Consider the following 21,624-nt stretch of genomic DNA (forward strand, 5'->3'; position numbering starts at 1 on the left):
CGTCGCTGGACTTCTGCAGGACTCCGCAGCCGCCGGCACCGCACGCGCAGCCGCTGCAACCGGCCGGGGCCGGCGAGGGCGCGGGCACGCTCAGGGCCGCTCGCGCGCCCATCCGGGCACCGGCGACGACCATCACCAGCAGGCCGAGCAGTCCGACGATCGCGGCGGCCACCAGGCCCGCGGTGGCGGGGATCGCGAGACCGGCGAGTCCGCAGACGACCGCGGCCGCGCCTCCGGCGAGCGTCGGGATTCCGGCCACCCGGTTGGCCAGCTGGAACGCCTCCTCGCTGCGCATCGAGGCTTCGGTCCGGACTCCGGCCCCGCCTGCCCTGGTCAGGCGTCCGCGCACGCCGAGGAAACCACCCCAGCCGACGACGACACCAAGGACGATCGGGACGAGCGCGATAGCGAACACCCCCTGAGGATAAGCGTGACCTCGCGGCAATGCCCCGGATACCCTCGTCGGCTGTGCTACGGGCCATGTCTTCGTCCACGCGACGCCGGCTGCTCGCCGCCGGGATCGTCACCGTGTCCTTGCTGGTTCCGGGAACAGCGCAGGCGTCACAGCGTCCGGTCCGGTTGCTTGGCGAGCAGCTCGTACCGCACAACCTGCAGTTCCAGGGCACCACCGTCGGCGGGTTGTCGTCGGTCGACTTCGATCCGCGCACCGGCGGTTACGTCTTCATCAGCGACGACCGGTCCGCCGTCAACCCGGCCCGCTTCTACACCGCGAAGTTCGACGTCAGCGCCAAAGGTGTGGGTCCGGTCACCTTCACCGGCACGCATCCGCTGCTGCGCCCGGACGGCACGCCGTACCCGCCGCTCGCGAAGAACGACCCGGCCGCTCCGCAGAACGAGCAGACGATCGATCCGGAGGAACTGCGCGTCGACCCGTGGAGCGGGCATTACGTCTGGTCGCAGGAAGGCGACCGGCTCGCTGACCAGCACCTGATCCAGCCGTCGATTCGCGAAGCCACCCGCGACGGGCACTACGTCCGCGACCTGCCGCTGCCCGCCAACGAGCGGATGACTCCGGACGCCGGTCCGCGCCGCAACTACGTCCTCGAAGGCCTCGCCTACACCGGGTTCGGCACGCTGCTGGCCAGCGAGGTCGAGGCACCGTTGCGGCAGGACGGCCCGCCGCCCACGCCGACGTCGGGGGCGTTGTCGCGGATCACTCTCCAGCGCCGGTCCGGACCCGTGCTCGCGCAGTACGCGTACCCGCAGGAGAAGCTTTTCTCCGCGCCGAAGCCGGCCACCGGGTTCGCGGACACCGGCGTTTCGTCGATGCTCGCGGTGAACCAGGCCGATCCGACGAAGTTCCTGATGATGGAGCGGTCCTTCGTCACCGGCGTCGGCAACAAGGTGCGCATCTTCGAGATCGACACCACCGGCGCGACGAACGTCCTCCACACCCCGTCCCTGGCAACCGCGGAGCACGTCCGGCCGGTCAAGAAGAAGCTGCTCGCCGACCTCTCCGACCTCCCGCTTTCCACGGTGGACAACATCGAGGGGATGACCTGGGGACCGGCGCTGCCGTCCGGGGAGCGCAGTCTCGTGCTCGTCAGCGACAACAACTTCTCCGCGTCCCAAGTGACCCAGGTCGTCGCTTTGGCGGTCCCGTCGGAACGGCTTTGACCAGGGCGTTACGATGAGTGCGTGAACATGGCTCGGCTGCTCCTTGGCCTGCCGCGCTGACCTGGTCCGATGACCGGCTCGGCGCGGCGACCCCTCATGCCTTCTGGCTTGGGGGGTCGAGTTGTTTCTGGAGTGGCTCGACACGGAGGAAGACGGCGATGACAGGGTCTGACGAGGCCACCGGGGCCGCGACGAAGAACGTCGCGGACGCTGAGCACGCCCCGCCGTTCCGCTACACCGCGGAGCTGGCCGGGCAGATCGAGCAGCGCTGGCAGGACCACTGGTCCGACCACGGCACCTACCACGCTCCGAACCCGGTCGGCCCGCTCGCCGAAGAGGGCGAGCCGGTGCCCTCGGACAAGCTGTTCGTACAGGACATGTTCCCGTACCCGTCCGGTTCCGGCCTGCACGTCGGGCACCCGCTGGGCTACATCGGCACCGACGTCTACGCGCGCTACCACCGGATGATCGGCCGGAACGTGCTGCACACGCTGGGCTACGACGCGTTCGGCCTGCCCGCCGAGCAGTACGCGGTGCAGACCGGCACGCATCCGCGCACCACGACCGAGCAGAACATCGCCACCATGCGCCGCCAGCTGAAGCGGCTGGGCCTGGGACACGACGAGCGCCGGTCGATCGAAACGATCGACCCGGACTACTACAAGTGGACCCAGTGGATCTTCCTGCAGATCTTCAACTCCTACTACGACGAGGACGCCCGCAAGGCGCGTCCGATCGAGGAGCTGGAGAAGGCGTACGCCGCGGGCGAGCGCTCGACGCCGGACGGCCGTCCGTGGGCCGAGCTGAGCCACGTCGAGCAGCGCAAGATCATCGACGACCACCGGCTGGTCTACATCTCCGAGGCTCCGGTGAACTGGGCCCCCGGCCTGGGCACCGTCGTCGCGAACGAGGAGGTGACCGCGGACGGCCGCAGCGACCGCGGCAACTTCCCGGTGTTCCGCAAGAGCCTGCGCCAGTGGATGATGCGGATCACCGCGTACGCCGACCGCCTGGTCGACGACCTGGACCTGCTGGACTGGCCGGAAAAGGTCAAGTCGATGCAGCGCAACTGGGTCGGCCGTTCGCAGGGCGCGCGGGTCTCGTTCGCCGCGGGTGACGAGAAGATCGAGGTCTTCACCACTCGTCCGGACACGCTGTTCGGCGCCACCTACATGGTGATCGCGCCGGAGCACCCGCTGGTCGAGAAGCTGACTGCGGCGCAGTGGCCGGGCGAGCACCCGGAGAGCTGGACCGGCGGCGCGAAGACGCCCGTCGAGGCCGTCGCCGCGTACCGGGCCGCCGCCTCCCGCAAGTCCGATCTGGACCGGCAGGAGAACAAGGAGAAGACCGGCGTCTTCACCGGCACCTACGCGGTGAACCCGGTCAATGGCAAGGAAATCCCGGTCTTCGTCGGCGACTACGTGCTGATGGGCTACGGCACCGGCGCGATCATGGCGGTGCCCGCGCAGGACCAGCGCGACTGGGATTTCGCGAAGAAGTTCGAGCTGGAGATCGTCCGCACGGTCGACCCGGGCGAGGGCTTCGAGGGCGAGGCGTTCACCGGCGACGGTCCGGCGATCAACTCCGCCAACGACACCGTCGACCTGAACGGCATGGGCGTCGCGGACGCCAAGAAGACGATCATCGCCTGGCTGGAGGACCGCGGCGCGGGCGAGGGCACCGTGCAGTACAAGCTGCGCGACTGGCTGTTCGCGCGCCAGCGCTACTGGGGCGAGCCGTTCCCGATCGTCTACGACGAGAACAACCTGCCGATCGCGCTGCCCGAGGACCAGCTGCCGGTCGTGCTGCCGGAGGTCGACGACTACTCGCCGAAGACCTTCGACCCGGACGACGCCGATTCCGAACCGTCGCCGCCGCTGTCGCGCGCGAAGGACTGGGTCGAGGTCACCCTGGACCTGGGCGACGGGCCGAAGAAGTACCGCCGCGACACCAACGTCATGCCGCAGTGGGCCGGTTCCTGCTGGTACCAGCTGCGCTACGTCGACCCGGCGAGCCAGGACGTGTTCTGCGCGCCGGAGAACGAGGCCTACTGGCTGGGCCCGCGCCCGGCTGAGCACGGCGTGGACGACCCGGGCGGCGTCGACCTGTACGTCGGCGGCGTCGAGCACGCGGTGCTGCACCTGCTGTACTCCCGCTTTTGGCACAAGGTGCTGTACGACCTGGGCCACGTCTCCTCGAAGGAGCCGTACCGCCGCCTGTTCAACCAGGGCTACATCGAGGCGTTCGCCTACACCGACAAGCGCGGTGTGTACGTGCCTGCGGAGGAGGTCGTCGAGCGCGACGGCAAGTTCTTCTTCGGCGACGAAGAGGTCAAGCAGGAATACGGCAAGATGGGCAAGAGCCTGAAGAACGCCGTGACGCCGGACGAAATGGCGGACACCTACGGCGCGGACACCTTCCGCGTGTACGAGATGTCGATGGGGCCGCTGGACATGTCGCGGCCGTGGGCGACCAAGGACGTCGTCGGCGCGCACCGGTTCCTGCAGCGGCTGTGGCGGCTGGTGGTCGACGAGCAGACCGGCGATCTGCGGGTTTCGGCGGACGAGGCGACCGAGGCGGACCGGAAACTGTTGCACCGCACCATCGCCGGGGTCCGCGAGGACTACGCGGAGATGCGGTTCAACACCGCGGGCGCGAAGCTGATCGAGCTGAACAACCACCTGACCAAGGTGTACGGCTCGGCCGCGGCGACCCCGCGCGAACTGGCCGAACCGCTGGTGCTGCTGCTGGCTCCGCTGGCCCCGCACGTGGCCGAGGAGCTGTGGCACCGGATGGGCCACGCCGATTCGCTGGTGCACGGGCCGTTCCCGGTCGTGGACGAGAAGTACCTGGTCGAGGACTCGGTCGAGTACCCGATCCAGGTCAACGGCAAGGTCCGCTCGCGGATCACCGTGGCCGCGGACGCGAAGAACGACGCGGTGCAGGCTGCCGCGCTGGCCGACGAGAAGATCGCCGCGCTGGTCGGCGACAAGACGCCGCGCAAGGTGATCGTGGTGCCGGGCCGTTTGGTCAACATCGTGCTCTGAAAAAGCGCATTCCGGCCCGGGAGCCGATCCCGGGCCGGTACTGTGCTGTCCGTGCGTAACCGGGCGATCACTGCGGTCACTGTGGCCACTGTCGTAGCGGCGGCAGTGCTTTCCGGGTGCGCCGTCGCTCCTGCTCCGCCACCGGGGAAGCCCGCGCCGCGGCTGCCAGCGGATTCGATCGCGTACGACACGCTGCCCGTCATCACGAGCCGGCCGAAGCTGTTCCCCGGCGACTGTTCACAGTTCGAGAAGAACCCGGCGTTGCTGGGCACCCTCGGCGGCAGTTCGCCGACGTACAACCCGTATGCCAAGGCCTGCGTCATGAAGCGGTCGGCGGGCACGCAGGTCGAGGTCGGCTCGATGGACCCGGACCAGCGCATCCCGGAGCCGTGGCCGGGCTGGTGGAAGGTCTACGACTACAGCGTCTACCACTTCCGCCGGATGCTGGTGCTGGACCGCTACTACGCGGTTTCCCAGCTCGACGGGTACGGCTGCAAGGTCGCGGTGAATACTGGTTCGCCGCAGGTGCTCACCGTCCGGGTCGGCGCCGAATTGGGCCAAGGTCCGGTCCCCGGCGACAGCGTCGACGTCGATCGCCAGACCGCTCAGCGGTTCTGTCCGGACGCGCAGAAGGCCACCGAGGACTACCTGAACACAGTCGACCCCGGCGGCGGCTCGCTGGCCGGCTGAGCTGGGGTCACGCCGCTTCTCGCGTGCCCGCCCGCCAGATCGCGACCCCGGCCAGGCCGATCCACACCACCAGCGACGCCGCCAGCGCGACCGGTCCGTGCTTGGCGATCCCCGCGAGCTGACGCGCGGGTTCGGCGGGATCGACCCATCCCGCGTAGTCGATGCCGCTCTGCAGGAACACGAACAGCAGCGACAGCAGGACGTAGGCGGTGATCGCTCCGGCGGTGTTGGGGATCAGCCAGCCGATGGTGACTGCGAACAGGGTCATGCAGAATCCGCCGAGCAGAATCGTCGCGACCATCGAGCCCGTCCGGGCGTCGAGCAGGAATTGTGTGTCGTACGCGTCGAGGCGGCTTCGGTAGTAGGTGAAGGTCATCAGCAGGTGCAGCCCGGAAGCGACCAGCCAGACGCCGAACGCGATGGTGGCCTGAGCGAGGACGTAGCGCAGCCGCGACGGCTGGGCGAGCAGGGTCGGCTGCGCGCTGCGGTAATGCCATTCCGCGGCGATCAGCTTCACGAGCACGACGTTCATCAGGACCGCGCCGAGCCGGATCGTGAGGAACACCGGCAACAGCTGCTTGTCGAGCGTGTAGTCGCGCATTCCGCCCTGCAAGAACAGCAGCGACAGCGTCACCAACAGGACCGGCGCGGAGAGCACCAGGATCTTGTCCGCCACCGTCGCGGTCATCTTCCGCAGCTCGACGCCCACCACGGTGCCGAACGACGCGCGCCGCTGCGCCGGGGCAGGTCGGTGGCGCGGATGAGCGTGCGGGCCGGTCCGGCGAAGCTCTCCAGCGGACCGTCGGCGACGACGCGACCCTGGCCGATCATCACCACGCGGTCCGCGGTCTGGTCCACTTCGGACAGCACGTGGCTGGACAGCAGCACGGTGCCGCCGCGCTGGGCGTACCCGCGCAGCAACTGCCTGGTGGAGCGGATGCCGTCCGGGTCGAGGCCGTTGATCGGTTCGTCGAGGATCAGCACCGGCGGATCGCACAGCAGCGCCTGCGCGATGCCGAGCCGCTGCCGCATGCCGAGGCTGTACTTGCCGATCCGCCGGTTCGCCGCGTCGGCGAGGCCGACCTGCCCGAGCACCTGATCCACCCGGGTGGCGGGCAGCCGCATCAGTTTCGCGGCGTTGAGCAGGTGGTGCCTGCCGGTGCGGCCGGGGTGCACGGCGGACGCGTCGAGGAGCACGCCCGCGACGTGCGCCGGGTTGGGCCACTCGCCGAAGCGGCGGCCGGCGATGGTCGCGGTGCCGGACGTCGGCGTGGTCAGGCCGCAGATCATCCGCAGCGTGGTCGATTTGCCCGCGCCGTTCGGTCCGAGAAAGGCGGTCACCGTGCCCGGCCGCAGGCTGAACGACACGGTGTCGACCACGCGGCGCTGGCTGTAGACCTTCACCAGCTCTTGGACGTGCAGCAACCCGTCCCTCCCCCGTTCTCCCGCTGGCAGGAGTTTGTCACAGGCTGTGGCCGTCCGGGCGCGGAATCGGACCGCCACGACCGAAAGACGCCAGCTTCGCCCGTTGTTCGGCGCTTCGATGGTTGAAAGCAAAACAAACTGAAAGGACGGACATGAACCTCGACGGCAAAGTGGCGCTGGTGACGGGCGGGAGCCGCGGAATCGGTGCGGCGACGGCACTGCGGCTCGCCGAGGCTGGGGCGGATGTGGTGCTCACCTACGCGGTGAACGCCGAGCAGGCAGCGGAAGTGGTCGACCGGATCAAGGCGCTCGGACGGCGTGCGCTCGCGGTCGGCGCCGACAACGCGGATTCGGCGGCGGTGGAAGCCGCGGTGGAAGCGGCGGTCGCCGAGTTCGGGCGGCTGGACGTGCTGGTCAACAACGCGGGCGTCGGTTTCGTCGGGCCGTTGGAGCAGACCGGAATGGACGACGTCGACCGGGTGCTCGCGGTCAACGTGCGCGGTGTGCTGGCCGCGACCAAGGCGGCGGCCAAGCATCTCGGCGAAGGCGGCCGCGTGATCACGATCGGCAGCTGCGTGACCGATCGCGTGCCGGGACCGGGGATGGTGCTGTACGCGGTCAGCAAGTCCGCGATGGTCGGGCTGACCAAGGCGCTGTCCCGTGAACTGGCTCCGAACGGCGTGACGGTGAACCTGGTGCACCCGGGACCCACCGACACCGAAATGAACCCGGCCGACGGCCCCTATGCCGCGGACCAGGCGTCGATGACCGCGGTCGGCCGGTACGGCAAGCCCGCGGAAGTGGCTGACACGGTGGCGTTCCTCGCCTCGCCGGCCAGCGCGTACGTGACCGGCTCGACCATCTCGGTCGACGGCGGCCACGCGGCCTAATCCGAGTAGAGGCCGACGTCTCGCGCGAGGTCGGTGAGCATGGCCTCGAACAGGACGTCCGGTTTCGACACCGGGATCGGGTAGTTGCCGAACACCTCGAGGGTCACGTGGCCGTAGAGCCGCGCCCAGAAGGTGATCATCAGATAGGTGAGCCCGAGGTCCAGCTTCTCCGGCGGGATTTCCCGCCCGGACTCCTTGAGCACCGTCAGCAGGTCCTGCTGGAACGCGGTGAGGTCGTCGCGGAGTTCGGGCGGGACCACGTCGTTCGGCGGCATGACCAGGTCGTGCTGGGCGAGCACGTGGCCGGCCGCGGCGAGGAAGATCCGGCCGAACGGCTCGTCGAGCCTGCGCAGCGCGCTGCCGGTCGCGGTGCCGGTGGACCCGGTCGGCGACGCGAACACCAGCGTGAATTCCTTGGTGTGGGTCAGCGCCCAGCGGCGGAACCCTTTGCAGATCTGAAAGAGCTGCAGCAGGCCCTCGTCCTTCAGCTCCGCGATGTCCTCGGCGATTTCGGCGGCGAGGTCGGTGCAGACGTCGAGACGGAGGTTTTCCAGCAGGTCGTCGCGGGATTCGTAGTAGCGGTAGAGGGCCGGTGCGGTGATCCCCAGCTCCCGGGCGATGGCCCGCAGCGTGACGGCCTCCGGGCCCTGGCCTACCAGCAGGTTTCGCGCGGTCCGGCGGATGTCCGCTTCGGTAGCCGCTCGCGCGCGACCCCTGCGTGTGGGGCTGCTCATCTGGGCAGTCTAGGTGGTCTGGACACCGATTCAGCTGCCCGGCGCGCGAATCGGGGCGCCGCCGACGCCGATCACTCGGGGGGCTACGTGATCGGCGCCGGCGACCCGATGCCCTCTCCGGTGCGCTTCCGGTCGGGGCAACGTCATCGGCTCAAGGCCAGTGACGCTCGAAGAAGAGCGAAGCCCGGCACGGAAGTGACGCCTGGGGGATACGGATCCCCCGATCGAGTGACGGCCGTTCGCTGTTCCGCCTGATTGTCGCACTCCGCGCCGAGAAAGTTACAAACACTTTCACTTTCGGGCACCGGGGGCGGAAAGGACGGGTCATGGCAAAGTGGCGGCCATGAGTCATGCGGTACTGGTGGTCGGGTCCGCGAATGCGGATTTGGTGGTGCCGGTCGACCGTCGACCCGGCGGCGGCGAGACGGTGCTGGGCGGCGACACCGCGTTGTCCCCTGGCGGCAAGGGCGCGAATACCGCGGTCGCGGCGGGAAAACTCGGTGCGGACGTCGCGTTGCTCGGCGCGGTCGGCGACGATCCCTACGGTCGATTGCTGCGGGACTCGCTGGCGAATGCGGGGGTCGACACGCAATTCGTCCGGACCGTCGAGCGGCCTACGGGAATCGCCTACATCACCGTGACTCCGGACGGGGAAAACTCCATCCTCGTCTCCCCTGGCGCGAACTCCGCGCTGGAACCCGAGGACATCACCGACGAGGCGTTGGACGGCGTACGCGTGCTCGTCGCCTCGCTGGAAGTGCCGCTGCCGACGATCGAGCGCGCGGTGGTGCGGGCGCGCGAAAAGGGCGTGCGGGTGCTGCTGAACCTCTCGCCGGCGGCCGAGGTGTCGCCGGAAACGCTGGCCGCGCTGGACGTCCTGCTGGTCAACGAACACGAGGCCGCGTACCTGCTCGGCTCGGAGGACGCTGACCCGCGCAAACTGCTCGACCTCGGCCCGCGCGCGGCCGTCGTCACGCTCGGGGCCAAGGGCGCGGCGGTACTCGAAGGCGATAAGTCGACAACGGTCGAGTCGCCCAAGGTGGAAGCGGTCGACACGACAGGCGCGGGCGACGCGTTCGCCGGTGCGCTGGCGGCGGCCCTCGCGGACGGCGCTGACCTGGTCGAAGCCGCTGAGCGGGCGGTGAAGGTGGCCGCGGTGACCGTGACCCGCCGGGGCGCCCAGCCGTCGTATCCGACGGCCGCCGAGCTGGAATGAGGCACGTCCGGACCGTGTTGCAGGTCACGTGGGCGATTCGTTCGGTTCGGCGTGGTGGCAGGGGTACGCGACCCGGTTGCGGAGGATCGCGGCGGCGCGGCCGCGTGATCCGCTGGCTTTGATGCCGCTCGACGAGACGCTCGCCGCACTGGGCCGAACAGCGGAAACTTACGAAGGGTTGCGCCCGGTCCCGGTTGACGGCGTCGTGGGTTCCCTCGCGCGCGCCGACGATTTCGACCGGCTGTTCCGGCCCCGAAACCGCGCGCTGCGAGACCGCTGGCGGGCGATCGCCGACGCCGTCGGGGAGCTTCCGCCGGTGCGGCTCGTGCGGTTGGGCGACATGTACTTCGTGGAGGACGGACATCACCGGATCGCGCTGGCCAGGGCGCGCGGCGCGGAGACGGTCCTGGCCGAGGTGCGGTCGGTCTGCACGGTCGCCTGGGCGATGCGCTGCCTGACTCTCGCGGACCTGCCGTCGAAGAGGGCCGAACGGATGTTCCTGGAACGGGTTCCGCTCGCCGACGCCGACCGGACCGACCTGTGGCTGGACGATCCGGCCGACTGGTTCCGGCTCGCGGACTCGGCGGAGGCCTGGGGTTTCCGGCAGACTTTGCGGGGCCGGGTGCTGCGCGACCGCGCCGAACTGGCCCGCGCTTGGTGGCACGAGGAGGTGCGTCCGGTGGTCGAACGGATGCGAAATCGGGAAATGGGTGCGGCGCCGCGGGAGATCGCCGTCTATGTGAGCTATGGTCTAGACCATGTCTGAGAGTGCCGCCGCTCCGGCCGAGTCGCTGTCGCGCCCTTCCTCGCTGACCGGGGTCGCGGTGAGCCCCGGACGCGCGAGCGGACCCGTCGTTCGGGTCGCCGAGCCGATCGGGGAACCCGCCAGCACGCCCGCGCCGGACGATCCGGCGGCGGAGGCGGCCCGGATCGAACCCGCCGCGCGAGCGGTCGCCGCCCGGCTGGAAGCGCTGGCCGAGGCCGCGACCGGCGAGGCCGCGACGATCCTGGTCACGACCGCCGCGATGGCCGCCGACCCGGCGCTCGCCGCTCAGGCTCAACAGCTGGTGACGGCGCGGAACCTACCCGCGGCCCGCGCCGTCTACCAGGCCGCTGAAGGCTTCGCCGACGCGCTGGCGGCCGCCGGCGGGTACATGGCCGAGCGGGTCCGCGACGTCCGGGACGTGCGCGACCGGATCGTCGCCGAACTGCTCGGCGTCGCCCCGCCCGGCGTGCCCGAGCTGGCGTCGCCGAGCGTGCTCGTCGCGCGCGACCTGGCCCCGGCCGACACCGCGGGGCTCGACCCGGCGAAGGTGCTCGCGCTGGTCACCGAGGAGGGCGGCCCGACGAGTCACACCGCGATTCTGGCGCGGGCGCTGGGAATTCCGGCCGTCGTCGCGGTGCGCGGGCTGCTGGCCTCCGACGCCGAGGCGCTGTCGGTCGACGGCGACACCGGCGTGGTCGAGGCGGTCGACCCGTCCGCGCCAATCGTCACTGCCGCGGCTGCTGGTCCGGCCGAGTGGAACGGCGTCGGAGAACTGTCCGACGGGCACCGGGTGAAGGTGTACGGCAACGTCGGCTCCCCGGCCGACGCGCAGGCCGCCGCGGACGCGGGCGCCGAGGGCGTCGGGCTGTTCCGCACCGAGTTCTGCTACCTCGACGCGCCGGCCGAGCCGTCTGTCGAAGAGCAGCGAAAAGCTTATGCCGCAGTGCTTTCGCCGTTCCGCGGCAAGCCGGTCATCGTGCGCACGCTGGACGCCGGCGCGGACAAGCCGCTCGCGTTCCTGTCCCCGGAGGACGAGCCCAACCCGGCGCTCGGCGTCCGCGGCCTGCGGATCGCGTTCGACCGGCCGGAGGTGCTCGACCGGCAGCTGCGAGCCATCGCGGGCGCGGCGGAGGATTCCGGCGCGGAAGTTTCGGTGATGGCCCCGATGGTCGGCACCGTCGAGGAAGCCGCCTGGTTCGCCGAACGCGTGCGCGCCGCCGGGATCGCGCGGGCGGGCGTGATGATCGAGATCCCCGCCGCCGCGGTGCTGGCGCGGGAAATTCTCGGCGTGGTCGATTTCGTCTCCGTCGGCACGAACGACCTGGCCCAGTACACCTTCGCCGCCGACCGCCAGCTCGGCGCGGTGGCGAAGCTGAACGACCCGTGGCAGCCCGGTCTGCTCCGCTTGCTGAAGCTGATCGGCGACGCGGCGGAAGCGACCGGAAAACCGGCGGGCGTGTGCGGCGAGGCCGCGGCCGACCCGCGGCTCGCGCTGGTGCTGGCCGGGCTCGGCCTGACGAGTCTGTCGATGAACGCCCCGGCGATCCGGGCGGTCGGCGCGAGCCTGTCGACGGTGTCGCGGGAGCAGGCCCGCGAGATCGCGGAGGCGGCGCTGGCCACCGTCGATCCGGTCTCGGCGCGCAAGGCGGTCGCGGACGCGCTGTCCTAGCCGGGGGACGCCGGATCCGGGTGAGAGATGGGGTACCGGATCCGGCGCCGGACGCTGGTCAGCCGAAGATGCCCCGCCGAGGGTGGCGGATGACCAGCGAGCCTCCGTGGACGCGGCCGGTCAGCACATAGCGCGGGGTGCCCGCGCGGCCGTTGCTGCCGGTCTTATCGTCGAGCGAGCCGAACTTGATCTCGGTGATCGAGTTGTAATCCACCGCCGCGTGCTGCGGGATGATCAGCTCGACCGAACCCCACTTCGAGTCGAGTTCGATCTGCACCACCGGGGTGGCGACGCGGGCCTCGGTGAAGTCGAGTTTCGTGCTGCCGTACTTGTTGCGCACCACCATCGCGGCCGGGACCTGCCACGGGCCGCTGCGCTGCAGTGACGAGTACTTGGCGTTGAGCTCGAGCCGCTGGCCCAGTCCGTAGTTCGGCCCGTAGCCGGGAGGTTCGGTCTGCGGCGCGTACTGCGGAGCCGCGCCCGGGTGCACCAGGCCGGGCAGGTCGGCGAGGACAGTGTTGAGCTCGCCGCGGGTGCGGGCCGCGAGCGCCTGGTCGGTGCGTTCGGTGAACTCGTCGAGGGTGAGCATTCCCTGTCCGATGGCTTTCTGCAGCACGCCGACGACGTGTTCGCGTTCGTCGTCGGACACCCGGATGTCGCGCGCGGTCAACGGCTTGGTCTCGGTCGCGGGCTGCGCGGCGGTCGTCTCTTCCTCGGCCATGGCTTCGATGGTAGAACTCGATTTCCGCTGGCAGATCGGGGAAAAACCCTGAACGGACCCGTACCCCGCGCACTGGTCGCCCTGATCGCGGCCGGCTGCTTGCTGACCTCCTGCACGAGCGGCGCTCCGGTGCCCGCGCCGGCGAGTTCGGCGCGTCCGACCCCGACCACACCCCCGCCGACCGGCCTCGACGGACGCGTCGCCACTGACGGCATCGGCGTGGAACTGTTGCTGGCCACGTCGCCGCCGACGGTGTTCGACGCCGACTCAGGCGTGCGCGGCACCCTGCCCGGCGTCCCCGGTGGGGAACGAGTGGTTTCGGTGCTGCGCGTCGGCCACACCCCGGTCGTGCTGACCGCGCCGACCTGCCAGCAGTCCGGCTGCGCCCCGGCCGAGGTGTACGTCTACCTGGGGCTTTCGCCCCCGCGGTCGCTCGGCACAGCGGTGAGCGCGGCCCCGGGAGCGGACGGCACCAGCGTGTGGCTGATCCGCGAGGACGGTCCGGACCTCTGCCGGCTGGAACACGTCGCGCTCACCGGCGTCTCGTTCGGCCACGGCACCGTGGCGTCCTGCCGCACGCTCGTCCGGGTGGAGACGTCGCACGGATTGCTGATCACCGTCGGCGGCGGCACCGCCGAGACCGTCGACGTGCTGATCGACCCGGCCACCGGACGCACCGTGCAGCAGTCGCCGCGCATTCTCGCCGCGGCCGGCGACCGGCTCGTTCTCGGCGGGCTCACCGACCTGACCGTGTTCGACCTGCGCAGCGGAGCGCGAAAACCGGTGGCGCTGCCGGTGCCACAGCCCAACCCGTACGTGCTGCCCAGCCGGGACGGCAGCGTCGCCGCGGTCGATTTCGGCACCCCGTCATTCGCCGGAACCGGCACGCAGACGCGGGACCTGTGGCTGCTGGACCTGCGCGATGGCACCTGGCAGGAGGCTCCGTCGATGCCGTATTCGACGGAGAACCTGAAGCACTCCGGCCTGGAGTGGACCGAAGCGGGCGACTTGATCGTGGACGACGGCGTCGTCGCGGCGTGGCATCCGGGCGAACCGGCTTGGCGGCTGGGGAAGGCGAAACTCGCCGCGGCGCAGCAGGCGGCCGGGGTCGCGACCTCCTGAGGTCAGTCCTCGTCCAGCCCGTGCTCGATCGCGTACCGCGCCAGCTCGACCCGGTTGTGCAGCTGGAGCTTCCGCAAGGTCGACTGCACGTGGTTCTCCACGGTCCGGTGCGACAGCACCAGGCGCTCCGCGATCTGCCGCGCGGTCAGCCCCTTAGCGACCAGCCGGAGCACGTCGGTCTCCCGGTCGGTGAGCCGCGGCGGTTCCGGAGCGCCGTCCGGAGCGTCGGCCATCCGCCGGTACTCGCCGAGCACCAAGCCCGCCAGCCCGGCGGTGAACACCGGATCGCCGTCGGCCGTGCGGCGCACCGCGTCCACCAGTTCCGCCGCGGACGCCGATTTCACCAGGTAACCCGACGCGCCCGCCTTCACCGCTTCCAGCACGTCGCTGTGTTCGCCGCTGGCCGAGAGCACCAGCACGCGCGTGTCGGGGGCCGCCGTGGTGATCTCGCGGGTCGCCTCGACGCCGGACGTGCCGCCGAGGTTCAGGTCCATCAGCACCACGTCCGGCCGCACCGCGCGCGCGATCCGGATCGCCGCCGGAGCGTCCGGTGCGGTCGCAGCCACCTCGAACCCGTTCTCGCTGAGGTCGCGCGCCACGCCGTCGCGCCAGATCGGGTGGTCGTCGACCACCATCACGGAGATCGTCCGTTCCGTCATCGTCCGCCCCTCATCGTGGCTGGCACCCGCACTTCCCACTCCGTGCCCCGGCCCGGAGCGCTGTCCAGCACCGCGTTCCCGCCGAGATCCTCCGCTCGGCCGCGAATCGACTTCACTACTCCGAGACGGCCCTCGGCCGCCGCTCGTTCCAGCCGGCCGGCCTCGATCCCCGGTCCGTCGTCGCGGATGCTCACCACGACCTCGCCGCCGAGGTCTTCGAGCAGCACCCAGGCGTGCGCTTCCGGACCAGCGTGTTTCTCCACGTTAGCCAGTGCTTCGCGGGTGATCGCGACGAGTTCCTCGGTGACGTGCGCGGGCAGGTCAACCGTGCCCGCGGGCGTCGATACCTGCACCGACGTGGTCGCCAGCAGTTGCAACGCCGAACGGAGGTCCACGGTATCGCCGGACCGCGTCGGCTCGCTGCTCACCAACGCGCGCAACGCGATCTCCTGCTCCCCCGCGAGCCGCGCCAACTCCGCTGCTTCGCCGCCTACTTCGAGACCGCGCCGCCGTACGCGCGCGAGGACCTGAAGCACGCTGTCGTGAATCGAGCGTGCGAGCCGTTCACGCTCGGCCGTCGCTGCTTCGGTGCGAAGTGCGCGCGCGAGCGCTTCGGCGGACGTACGCGCGAGCGTTGCCGCCATGCCGACAAGGAGACCACTCGCGCACAGCAGAACCCCGTCACGGACAACGTCGAGGTCGATCTTCTCGCGCGCGAGACCAGTTCCCACTGCGACGACGAGGCCCGCCACGACGCCGCCGCGCGCGCCGAAACGCGTTGCCGCGGCGAGCGGTGCGACTGCCGCCCACACTGTCGTGATCAACGGCGAAGCCGCGTCGTACTGCGCGTCCGACAGGATCCACGGTGACGTGAGCATGAGCGCTGTGGTGAGCAGGACGTCGAGAATCACCAGCCAGCGATGCCGTCCGCTCTCGCGCACGTACGCGAGACTCGACCCGGCAGACCACGCGCCCATCACGCCGACGACGAGCCACGCCAGCCACGGCCGTTGAAAGTCGGTGTGGTGCGCGATCACCACAGCCAACGCGAACAGCCAGGTGACGACGCGCAGCACCACGACACCGCGCCACAGCGGCGTCGCCGGATCTCGGGTGGATCGAACAGTCACTTCTCGTCTTCGCCGGACCCGGCGTCCTTGTCGTCGCCGGAGTCCTCGCCTTCCTTGGAGTCGTCGTTGGGATTCGCGGCCTGGCTGTGCAGCGCGTCGACGGTCGCCGGATCGGGATCGTGCTCGTGCAGCAGCGACCGGACCCCGGCGTTGAGCACGGCCAGCAGCGGAACCGCGAGCAGCGCACCCGCGATGCCCGCGGCGACCAGGCCGACGGCGATCGCCAGCACCACCGCGAGCGGGTGCAGCCGCACCGCGCGGCCGAGCAGTAACGGCTGCAGCACATGGCTTTCCAGTTGCATCACGCCGACCACGATGGCCAGCACGACCACCGCGCCGATGATGCCCTTCGACACGAGCGCGATCAGCACCGCGACGCCGCCGGTGATCAACGCGCCGATGATCGGGATGAACGCGCCGAGGAACACCAGCGTCGCCAGCGGGATGACCAGCGGCACGCCGACGATCCACAGCCCGATGCCGATGCCGACCGCGTCGACCACGGCCACCGCCGCCGTCGCGCGGATGTAGCTCACCAGCGACGCGAACCCGCGCCGTCCCGCCACATCCACCCGGTCGCGTACCCGGTGCGGCACGCCGCGCACGAGGAACGACCAGATGCCGTCGCCACCGGCGAGGAAGAAGATCGTGACGAACAGCGTCAGCACGAAGCCAGTGAGGATCTCGCCGACGGTGCCCGCGGTGGTCAGCGCGGTGGTGGTGATCGAGGCCTGGTTGTTCTGCAGGAAGCCGATCGCCTGGTTGATGAAGTCCTGGATCTGCTCCTGGCGCAGGTGCAGCGGGCCGTTGATCAGCCAGTCCTTGATCTGGTTGAGGCTCGTGGTCAGCTGCTGCTGCAGTTCCGGGAGGCCGCTGGAGAACTGGGTGATCACGAAGGTCAGCAGTCCGCCGAGCACGGCGAGCCCGGCCACGAGCACGATCGCCGTGGCGAGCCCGCGCGGGAAGCGGACCTGCACGAGCCGCGACACCGCCGGGGCCAGCAGCGCCGAAAGCAGCAGCGCGATCGACACCGGCACCACGACCGAGGCGAGGTAGCCCAGCAGCCACACCACCGCGTACAGCGCGGCGATCACCACGATGAACCGCCACGACAGCGCGGCGGACACGCGCAGGCCGCGCGGGATGAAGCCGGTGACGTCGGCGACTGGTTCGGAAAGGGACGGTTGTTCGCGTTGTCCGCGCCCAGGCTGGCTCACGGGGTCAACCGTATCGGCCCGGGCGGCGAAAACCGGGCGGATCGCCCAGCGGCCGGCGCGAATCACCGCTTCGCCGGGGCCGCGCGTACCGACTCTGGAGTAACCGGCCGTCTTCTCTGCGGATGACCCAACGTGAGATCCGGCCACACTCTGTGTTGTTCACACGATGGTGGCATCAAGTCGTGTCAAGGATGCGCGGCGGGCCGGAAATTTGGTTGTCTCGGTTTTGCACCACCGCGGAACTGTGCTGTTCCCGGCGAAAACCGGAATCAATTTTTACCTGAGGAGAATTCACCTGTGACGAACGACGCTGTGCACGAGAGGCGGGGCGCGACGCGCTTCGGCCGTCTCGCGTCGCGTGCGTTGTTCGTCGTCGGCGGCGCGCTCGCGGCCACCGCGGCCGCGTGGGCCGTCTCCTCCTCCGCCGCTTCGGCGGACACTGTCGACACGAGCGTCACGCCGGTCGCCGACGCGACGGCCGCCGGAATCGGCGACGTCACCGACGGCGTGGCCCGGTTCGCGGGCGACGTGACCGGTGCGGCGCAAGGGCTTTCGTCGTGCGGCCAGGGAGCCACCACGTGGTCTGAACCAGGCACGTCGCGGCCCACCTGCTCGCTCGACCGGCTCGGCGGCCCGCACCGCGACGACCTCGCCAGCGGCCAGGAGGCCGCCGGAAAGGTCAGCGACGCGGTGAGCGACCTCGGCCAGAACGCGGTCGTCAAGCCGGTGCAGCGCACGCTCGGCTCGCTCGAGCACATCGCGCGCAAACCGGCGGACGCCCGCCAGGTGATCGCCGACGCGACCACCCCGCCGCCCGCCGCACAGGACTTCGGCCGGAAACTGTGGGATCTGCTCGACCCGAGCGCTCCCGCCAACCTGGTCGACCTCCCGAAACTGCCCGCCGCCCCGGTTTCCGGTTCCGGCGAGCAGCTTCCCGCGCCGGGCGTTCCCGAGCAGCCCGCTCAGGCGGACCAAAACCTCGGCGCCGCCGCGATGACCACGTCCGACGCACTGCAGTCGGTCTTCCCGTCGGCGGCCGCGCAGTCCGTCGATCCGGTGCAGGGCGCCGAACTGCCGTCGCGGCACCACGGCGACCGCGGTCTGCCCGGCGCGCCGTTCTCCCCGGCGCAGCTTCCCGTCGCGCCGCTTTCCATCCCGAACTCCCCGGCCGGTGGGAGCACCGCGCCCGGAGGACACCTCGACGGCCTGAACTTCGGCGTCCCCTCCTGGGTCACCGCCGCCGTCGACAACGCCGTGGCGGGATCGACCCGCAACGGCCTCGCGCACACTCCGCGCACCCCGGGCGAGCAGCCCGGCGTCACTCCTGACTGATCCACTTCACCCGCGGGGTCTTTGACGCACCCTCGGACGCCTTCGCGCGCCGTAGCCGTCATCGACAGATACCCCGCGGGTTTTTCGCGCGCTGCGCAATTTCCGCGCACGCATTCCCCGGTGCATTCCGCACCGCCGCAAACCCGCAAGGGACCCCGATATGAAGGAGAAAAACCCCATGCAGACCTGGGCAAAGCGCGGACTCCAGACCGCGTTGGTCACGGGTGGGTTGCTGATGCTGGGCACCGGCATCGCCTCGGCCGACGAGAACGTCAACCCGGACACCCCGGCCTCCCCGCTGGATCTCAACGTCACCGTTCCGATCGACGAGGCCAACAACGCGATCGGCACCCCGCTCGGGCAGGTGGACCTCCCGGCGCACCACAACGAGATCAGCACCAAGCCCGTCACCTCCGCCGTCAAGGGAGCGCTCGCCTCGGCGAAGACGCCCGGCGGCTCCGCGGGCAGCCTGACTGACAGCCTCCCCAAGGCGGACGCGCCCCGGCAGCTCACGCCGACCCACGACGCGTTCAAGGGCAACAAGGTCAACGGCGACGTCGTCGTCCCGATCCAGATCGTCGACAACGCCGTGGGCGTCATCGGCGACGCGCACGTGCAGGGTGGCAACCACACCCAGACCTACAGCCACAACCAGGACGTCGCGACTGACGGCAAGTACTCCGGCCTCGCCGGCAACGTCGTGGCGCTCGACTACGCGCTCCCGGTGCAGATCGCGGGCAACGGCGTCGGCCTGGCCGGCGGCAGCGGTGCGGTCAAGGGCGGTTCGGCGCACCAGAGCACCACCGAGACCGGCAACGTCGACACCACGGGTCAGGGCTCCGGCCTGTCCGGCAACGTCGTCGGCGGCCAGTTCGCGACCCCGGTCCAGGTGACCGGCAACGCCGCGTCCTGGATCCTCGGCAACGCCTACAGCGGCGGGTACAACGCGGACACCACCGCCACCTCCGGCGGTTCGATGAAGTCCAACGGCAAGGGTGCCGCGGGCAGCGGCAACGTGGTCGGCGCGCCGATCGCGCTGCCGGTCAAGTTCAACGGCAACGCCGGCGGCGTGTGGGGCTCGGACGCGGACTCCACCTCCAGCTCCTCGGCCGACGCCAAGGCGGGCGACACCCGTCCGGGCAGCCTGAACGGCACCCCGACCTACCTCGAGACGGACGGGGACCACTCGTTCCTGTCCGGCAACGCCGGAGCCGCGCAGGCGAGCCCGGTCGCGAACGTCGCGTCCGTCGCCGGCTCGTGGATCGGCAACGCCACCACCGGCCAGGCGCTCGACCGCCAGGCGTCCTCCTCCACCCACGAGACCACCGCCACCTCCGGCGGCTTCGTGAAGACGAGCGGCAACGACGCCGCCGGCTCGGCCAACGTGGTCGACCCGGCTGTGGCGCTCCCGGTCGAGGCGTGCGGCGTGGGCGGTACCTACATCGGCCGCGCGGTCGCCCAGTGCGACAACACCACCACCGCCACCTCCGGCGACGGCAGCTACACCCGCGGCAACGGCTCGACGCTGACCGGCAACATCGTCAACACCCAGATCGCCGGCGCCCCCGAGGTGCACGGCATCGGCGGCAGCCACATCGGCAACGCCTCGGGCACCTCGACCGAGACCAAGACCGTCACCGCCGGCAACTACGACGGCAGCCAGGGCAACGACTCGTCCGGCTCGGGCAACATCGTGCAGGTCCCGGTGGCCGCGCCGGCCGAGGTGTTCGGCGTGGGCGGCTCGTTCATCGGCCAGGGCGCCGGCAACGGCTCCGAGACCAAGGTCGTGAAGGCAGGCGGCGGCGGGAACACCCAGGACGACAACGGGTTCCTGAGCTCCAACCTCGGCACCGTCCCGGTGTCGACCCCGGTTCAGCTGTTCGGCATCGGCGGCGCGTTCGTCGGCCAGGGCCACGGCAAGGCCAGCAACGACACCACCTCCACCGCGGGCCAGGACGTGCACGCCACCGGCACGAAGGGCGCGGGCGCGGGCAACATCGTCGAGGCTCCGGTCTCGCTGCCGCTGCAGGGCCACGGCGTCGGCGGCGCGGTCGCCGGCATCGGCACCGGCATGGCCGACAACCTGACCGACTCGAAGGCGGGCGGCAACGCCGGCACCGACGGCAAGGACGGCGCGCTCGCCGGCAACATCGTCAAGGCTCCGCTCGCCGGCGCGGGCACGATCTTCGGCGACGGGCTCGCCGGGGGCGCGCTCGGCCACGGCACCGCCACCAACGACATCACCTCGACGGCGGGCGGCGACGCTCTCACCAACGGTGACGGCGGCGCGGTCGCGGGCGACATCGTCGGCGTGGACCCCGCGCCGGTCGCGCAGATCTTCGGCGACGCGGTTTCCGTCGCGGGCGTGTCCTCGGGCGACGGCATCAACAACACCGTCGTCAAGGACGCCGGCAAGGACACCACCTCGGGCGTGGAGGGCTCGCTCTCGGGCGACATCCTCGACTTCCCGGTCCCGGCCGTCGCGCAGATCTTCGGCGACTCGGTCGCCGTGGGCGGCGTGGCGCACGCGGTCGGCGACAACGTGACCAAGGTGACCGACGGCAACGACGCCACCAGCACCGACGGCTCCGGCGAGGCCCTGTCCGGCTTCGACTACTACCACCCCATGGGTGCGCTGGTGCAGATCTTCGGCGTCCCGCTGGAGGTGCTCGGCGTGGCCACCGCCGAGGCCCCCAACTCGACCACGGTCGACCCCGAGCCGGCCATCGACGTGCCGTTCGGCGGCGAGATGGGCGCTGACCAGCTCCCCGCGCTGCCGGCCGTTCCGGGTCTGCCGGGCCGCTCCGCCACGCCGTCGCTGCCGTCGGCTCCGTCCCTGCCGGGCCTGCCCGGCCTGTCGGGTCTGCCCACCGCGACCACGCTGCCCGGCCCGGCGCTGCCGGGTGCCCAGCGTGCCGACGTGCCGCAGGTCAGCGGCCTGTCCGCGCTGGGTCAGCTGAACCAGCTGAAGGGCGCTTCGCTGCTGCCGTCGGTGTCCGGGCTGCAGAACGGCGTCCACCTGCCGTCGGCCCCGGCCGTCCCGTCGCTGCCGGGCGTTCCGGCTCTGCCGGGTGCGGGTGCCGAGCGTGCGGACGTTCCGGCTGTTCCCGCTCAGCTGCCGGTGAAGACCTCGCTGCCGACGCTGAACCAGCTGCCGGCCGTCGCCGCGCTGCCCGCCGTTCCGGGTGCCCCGACGACCCTGCCGACCACGATGCCGACCGCTCCGGCCGTGCCGGCGATCGGTGACGCGACCGGCCCGCTGGGTGCGTTCCAGAAGCTGGCCGCGAAGGTGACCAGCTTCTTCAAGAAGTGAACCGCTTCGCCTGAAGCGTGCCGGGGATAACCCGGACGGGCCCGGAAGCCACGTG

General features: G+C 70.7%; 18 protein-coding genes. 10 read left to right on the forward strand and 8 right to left on the reverse strand.

All coding sequences use genetic code 11. The features are described 5' to 3' along the window. The coding region (locus H5411_RS29840; protein WP_183125752.1) for an SdpI family protein at nucleotides 1–415 on the reverse strand (415 nt) is incomplete at its 3' end. 65 nt (nucleotides 416–480) lie between these two features. Here H5411_RS29840 and H5411_RS29845 point away from each other — a divergent pair. The 3 genes from H5411_RS29845 to H5411_RS29855 all read left to right on the forward strand — a co-directional run bounded on the left by H5411_RS29845 (nucleotide 481) and on the right by H5411_RS29855 (nucleotide 5,375). Next, entirely contained in the window at nucleotides 481–1,638 is a 1,158-nt protein-coding gene (locus tag H5411_RS29845; protein ID WP_167441952.1) for an esterase-like activity of phytase family protein, read from the forward strand. A 158-nt stretch (nucleotides 1,639–1,796) separates the two neighbouring features. Next, on the forward strand, nucleotides 1,797–4,685 hold the full coding sequence (gene leuS / locus H5411_RS29850; protein ID WP_183125753.1) for a leucine--tRNA ligase: 2,889 nt from the start codon (nucleotides 1,797–1,799) through the stop codon (nucleotides 4,683–4,685). Between the two features lie 51 nt (nucleotides 4,686–4,736). Continuing rightward, nucleotides 4,737–5,375, forward strand: coding sequence for a hypothetical protein (locus H5411_RS29855; protein WP_244194653.1), 639 nt, complete (start codon nucleotides 4,737–4,739; stop codon nucleotides 5,373–5,375). Nucleotides 5,376–5,382: 7 nt separating this feature from the next. Here H5411_RS29855 and H5411_RS29860 read toward each other — a convergent pair whose 3' ends face one another. Then, a complete protein-coding gene (locus tag H5411_RS29860; protein WP_246369427.1) occupies nucleotides 5,383–6,063 on the reverse strand; it encodes a hypothetical protein in 681 nt (226 codons plus the stop codon). Next, the gene (locus H5411_RS29865) at nucleotides 6,060–6,800 is read right to left on the reverse strand and encodes an ABC transporter ATP-binding protein (protein WP_246369429.1); all 741 of its coding nucleotides are present in this window, start codon (nucleotides 6,798–6,800) and stop codon (nucleotides 6,060–6,062) included. Before H5411_RS29865 ends, H5411_RS29860 begins: the two co-directional genes overlap by 4 nt. A gap of 152 nt (nucleotides 6,801–6,952) precedes the next feature. Here H5411_RS29865 and H5411_RS29870 point away from each other — a divergent pair, with 152 nt between their 5' ends. Further along, entirely contained in the window at nucleotides 6,953–7,690 is a 738-nt protein-coding gene (locus H5411_RS29870) for an SDR family NAD(P)-dependent oxidoreductase (RefSeq protein WP_101436736.1), read from the forward strand. Here the strand turns inward: H5411_RS29870 and H5411_RS29875 are convergent. After that, nucleotides 7,687–8,424, reverse strand: a complete 738-nt coding sequence (locus H5411_RS29875; RefSeq protein WP_101436737.1) for a TetR/AcrR family transcriptional regulator — start codon at nucleotides 8,422–8,424, stop codon at nucleotides 7,687–7,689. The genes H5411_RS29870 and H5411_RS29875 overlap by 4 nt on opposite strands. 343 nt (nucleotides 8,425–8,767) lie before the next feature. Here H5411_RS29875 and H5411_RS29880 point away from each other — a divergent pair, with 343 nt between their 5' ends. The 3 genes from H5411_RS29880 to ptsP are packed head-to-tail and all read left to right on the forward strand — an operon-like array spanning nucleotide 8,768 to nucleotide 12,075. Further along, nucleotides 8,768–9,640 (forward strand): ribokinase, encoded by an 873-nt coding sequence (locus tag H5411_RS29880; protein ID WP_101436738.1) that lies wholly within the window; start codon nucleotides 8,768–8,770, stop codon nucleotides 9,638–9,640. A gap of 28 nt (nucleotides 9,641–9,668) precedes the next feature. After that, nucleotides 9,669–10,406 carry a hypothetical protein gene (locus H5411_RS29885; RefSeq protein WP_183125755.1) on the forward strand — a complete coding sequence of 246 codons (738 nt, stop codon included), beginning with the start codon at nucleotides 9,669–9,671 and terminating at the stop codon, nucleotides 10,404–10,406. Further along, the gene (gene ptsP, locus H5411_RS29890) at nucleotides 10,399–12,075 is read left to right on the forward strand and encodes a phosphoenolpyruvate--protein phosphotransferase (RefSeq protein ID WP_183125756.1); all 1,677 of its coding nucleotides are present in this window, start codon (nucleotides 10,399–10,401) and stop codon (nucleotides 12,073–12,075) included. The genes H5411_RS29885 and ptsP overlap by 8 nt, the downstream gene beginning before the upstream one ends. A gap of 58 nt (nucleotides 12,076–12,133) precedes the next feature. On the opposite strand, the gene H5411_RS29895 is transcribed toward ptsP, so the two are convergent. Continuing rightward, entirely contained in the window at nucleotides 12,134–12,796 is a 663-nt protein-coding gene (locus tag H5411_RS29895) for a DUF1707 SHOCT-like domain-containing protein (protein ID WP_101436741.1), read from the reverse strand. 129 nt (nucleotides 12,797–12,925) lie between these two features. Between H5411_RS29895 and H5411_RS29900 the strand changes: the two genes are divergently transcribed. Then, on the forward strand, nucleotides 12,926–13,918 hold the full coding sequence (locus H5411_RS29900; protein WP_312878649.1) for a hypothetical protein: 993 nt from the start codon (nucleotides 12,926–12,928) through the stop codon (nucleotides 13,916–13,918). 2 nt (nucleotides 13,919–13,920) lie between these two features. Here H5411_RS29900 and H5411_RS29905 read toward each other — a convergent pair whose 3' ends face one another. The 3 genes from H5411_RS29905 to H5411_RS29915 are packed head-to-tail and all read right to left on the reverse strand — an operon-like array spanning nucleotide 13,921 to nucleotide 16,924. Beyond that, on the reverse strand, nucleotides 13,921–14,577 hold the full coding sequence (locus H5411_RS29905) for a response regulator (protein ID WP_101436743.1): 657 nt from the start codon (nucleotides 14,575–14,577) through the stop codon (nucleotides 13,921–13,923). After that, entirely contained in the window at nucleotides 14,574–15,707 is a 1,134-nt protein-coding gene (gene macS, locus H5411_RS29910) for a MacS family sensor histidine kinase (protein WP_183125758.1), read from the reverse strand. The genes H5411_RS29905 and macS overlap by 4 nt, the downstream gene beginning before the upstream one ends. After that, entirely contained in the window at nucleotides 15,704–16,924 is a 1,221-nt protein-coding gene (locus H5411_RS29915) for an AI-2E family transporter (RefSeq protein WP_183125759.1), read from the reverse strand. The genes macS and H5411_RS29915 overlap by 4 nt, the downstream gene beginning before the upstream one ends. 297 nt (nucleotides 16,925–17,221) lie before the next feature. Here H5411_RS29915 and H5411_RS29920 point away from each other — a divergent pair, with 297 nt between their 5' ends. Next, nucleotides 17,222–18,256: a hypothetical protein gene (locus H5411_RS29920; RefSeq protein WP_183125760.1), complete on the forward strand. Its 1,035-nt coding sequence runs from the start codon at nucleotides 17,222–17,224 to the stop codon at nucleotides 18,254–18,256. Between the two features lie 178 nt (nucleotides 18,257–18,434). Beyond that, on the forward strand, nucleotides 18,435–21,569 hold the full coding sequence (locus H5411_RS29925) for a beta strand repeat-containing protein (protein WP_143271404.1): 3,135 nt from the start codon (nucleotides 18,435–18,437) through the stop codon (nucleotides 21,567–21,569). Nucleotides 21,570–21,624 lie beyond the last annotated feature (55 nt).

Source organism: Amycolatopsis echigonensis (assembly GCF_014174495.1).
Taxonomy (GTDB): Bacteria; Actinomycetota; Actinomycetes; order Mycobacteriales; family Pseudonocardiaceae; genus Amycolatopsis; species Amycolatopsis echigonensis.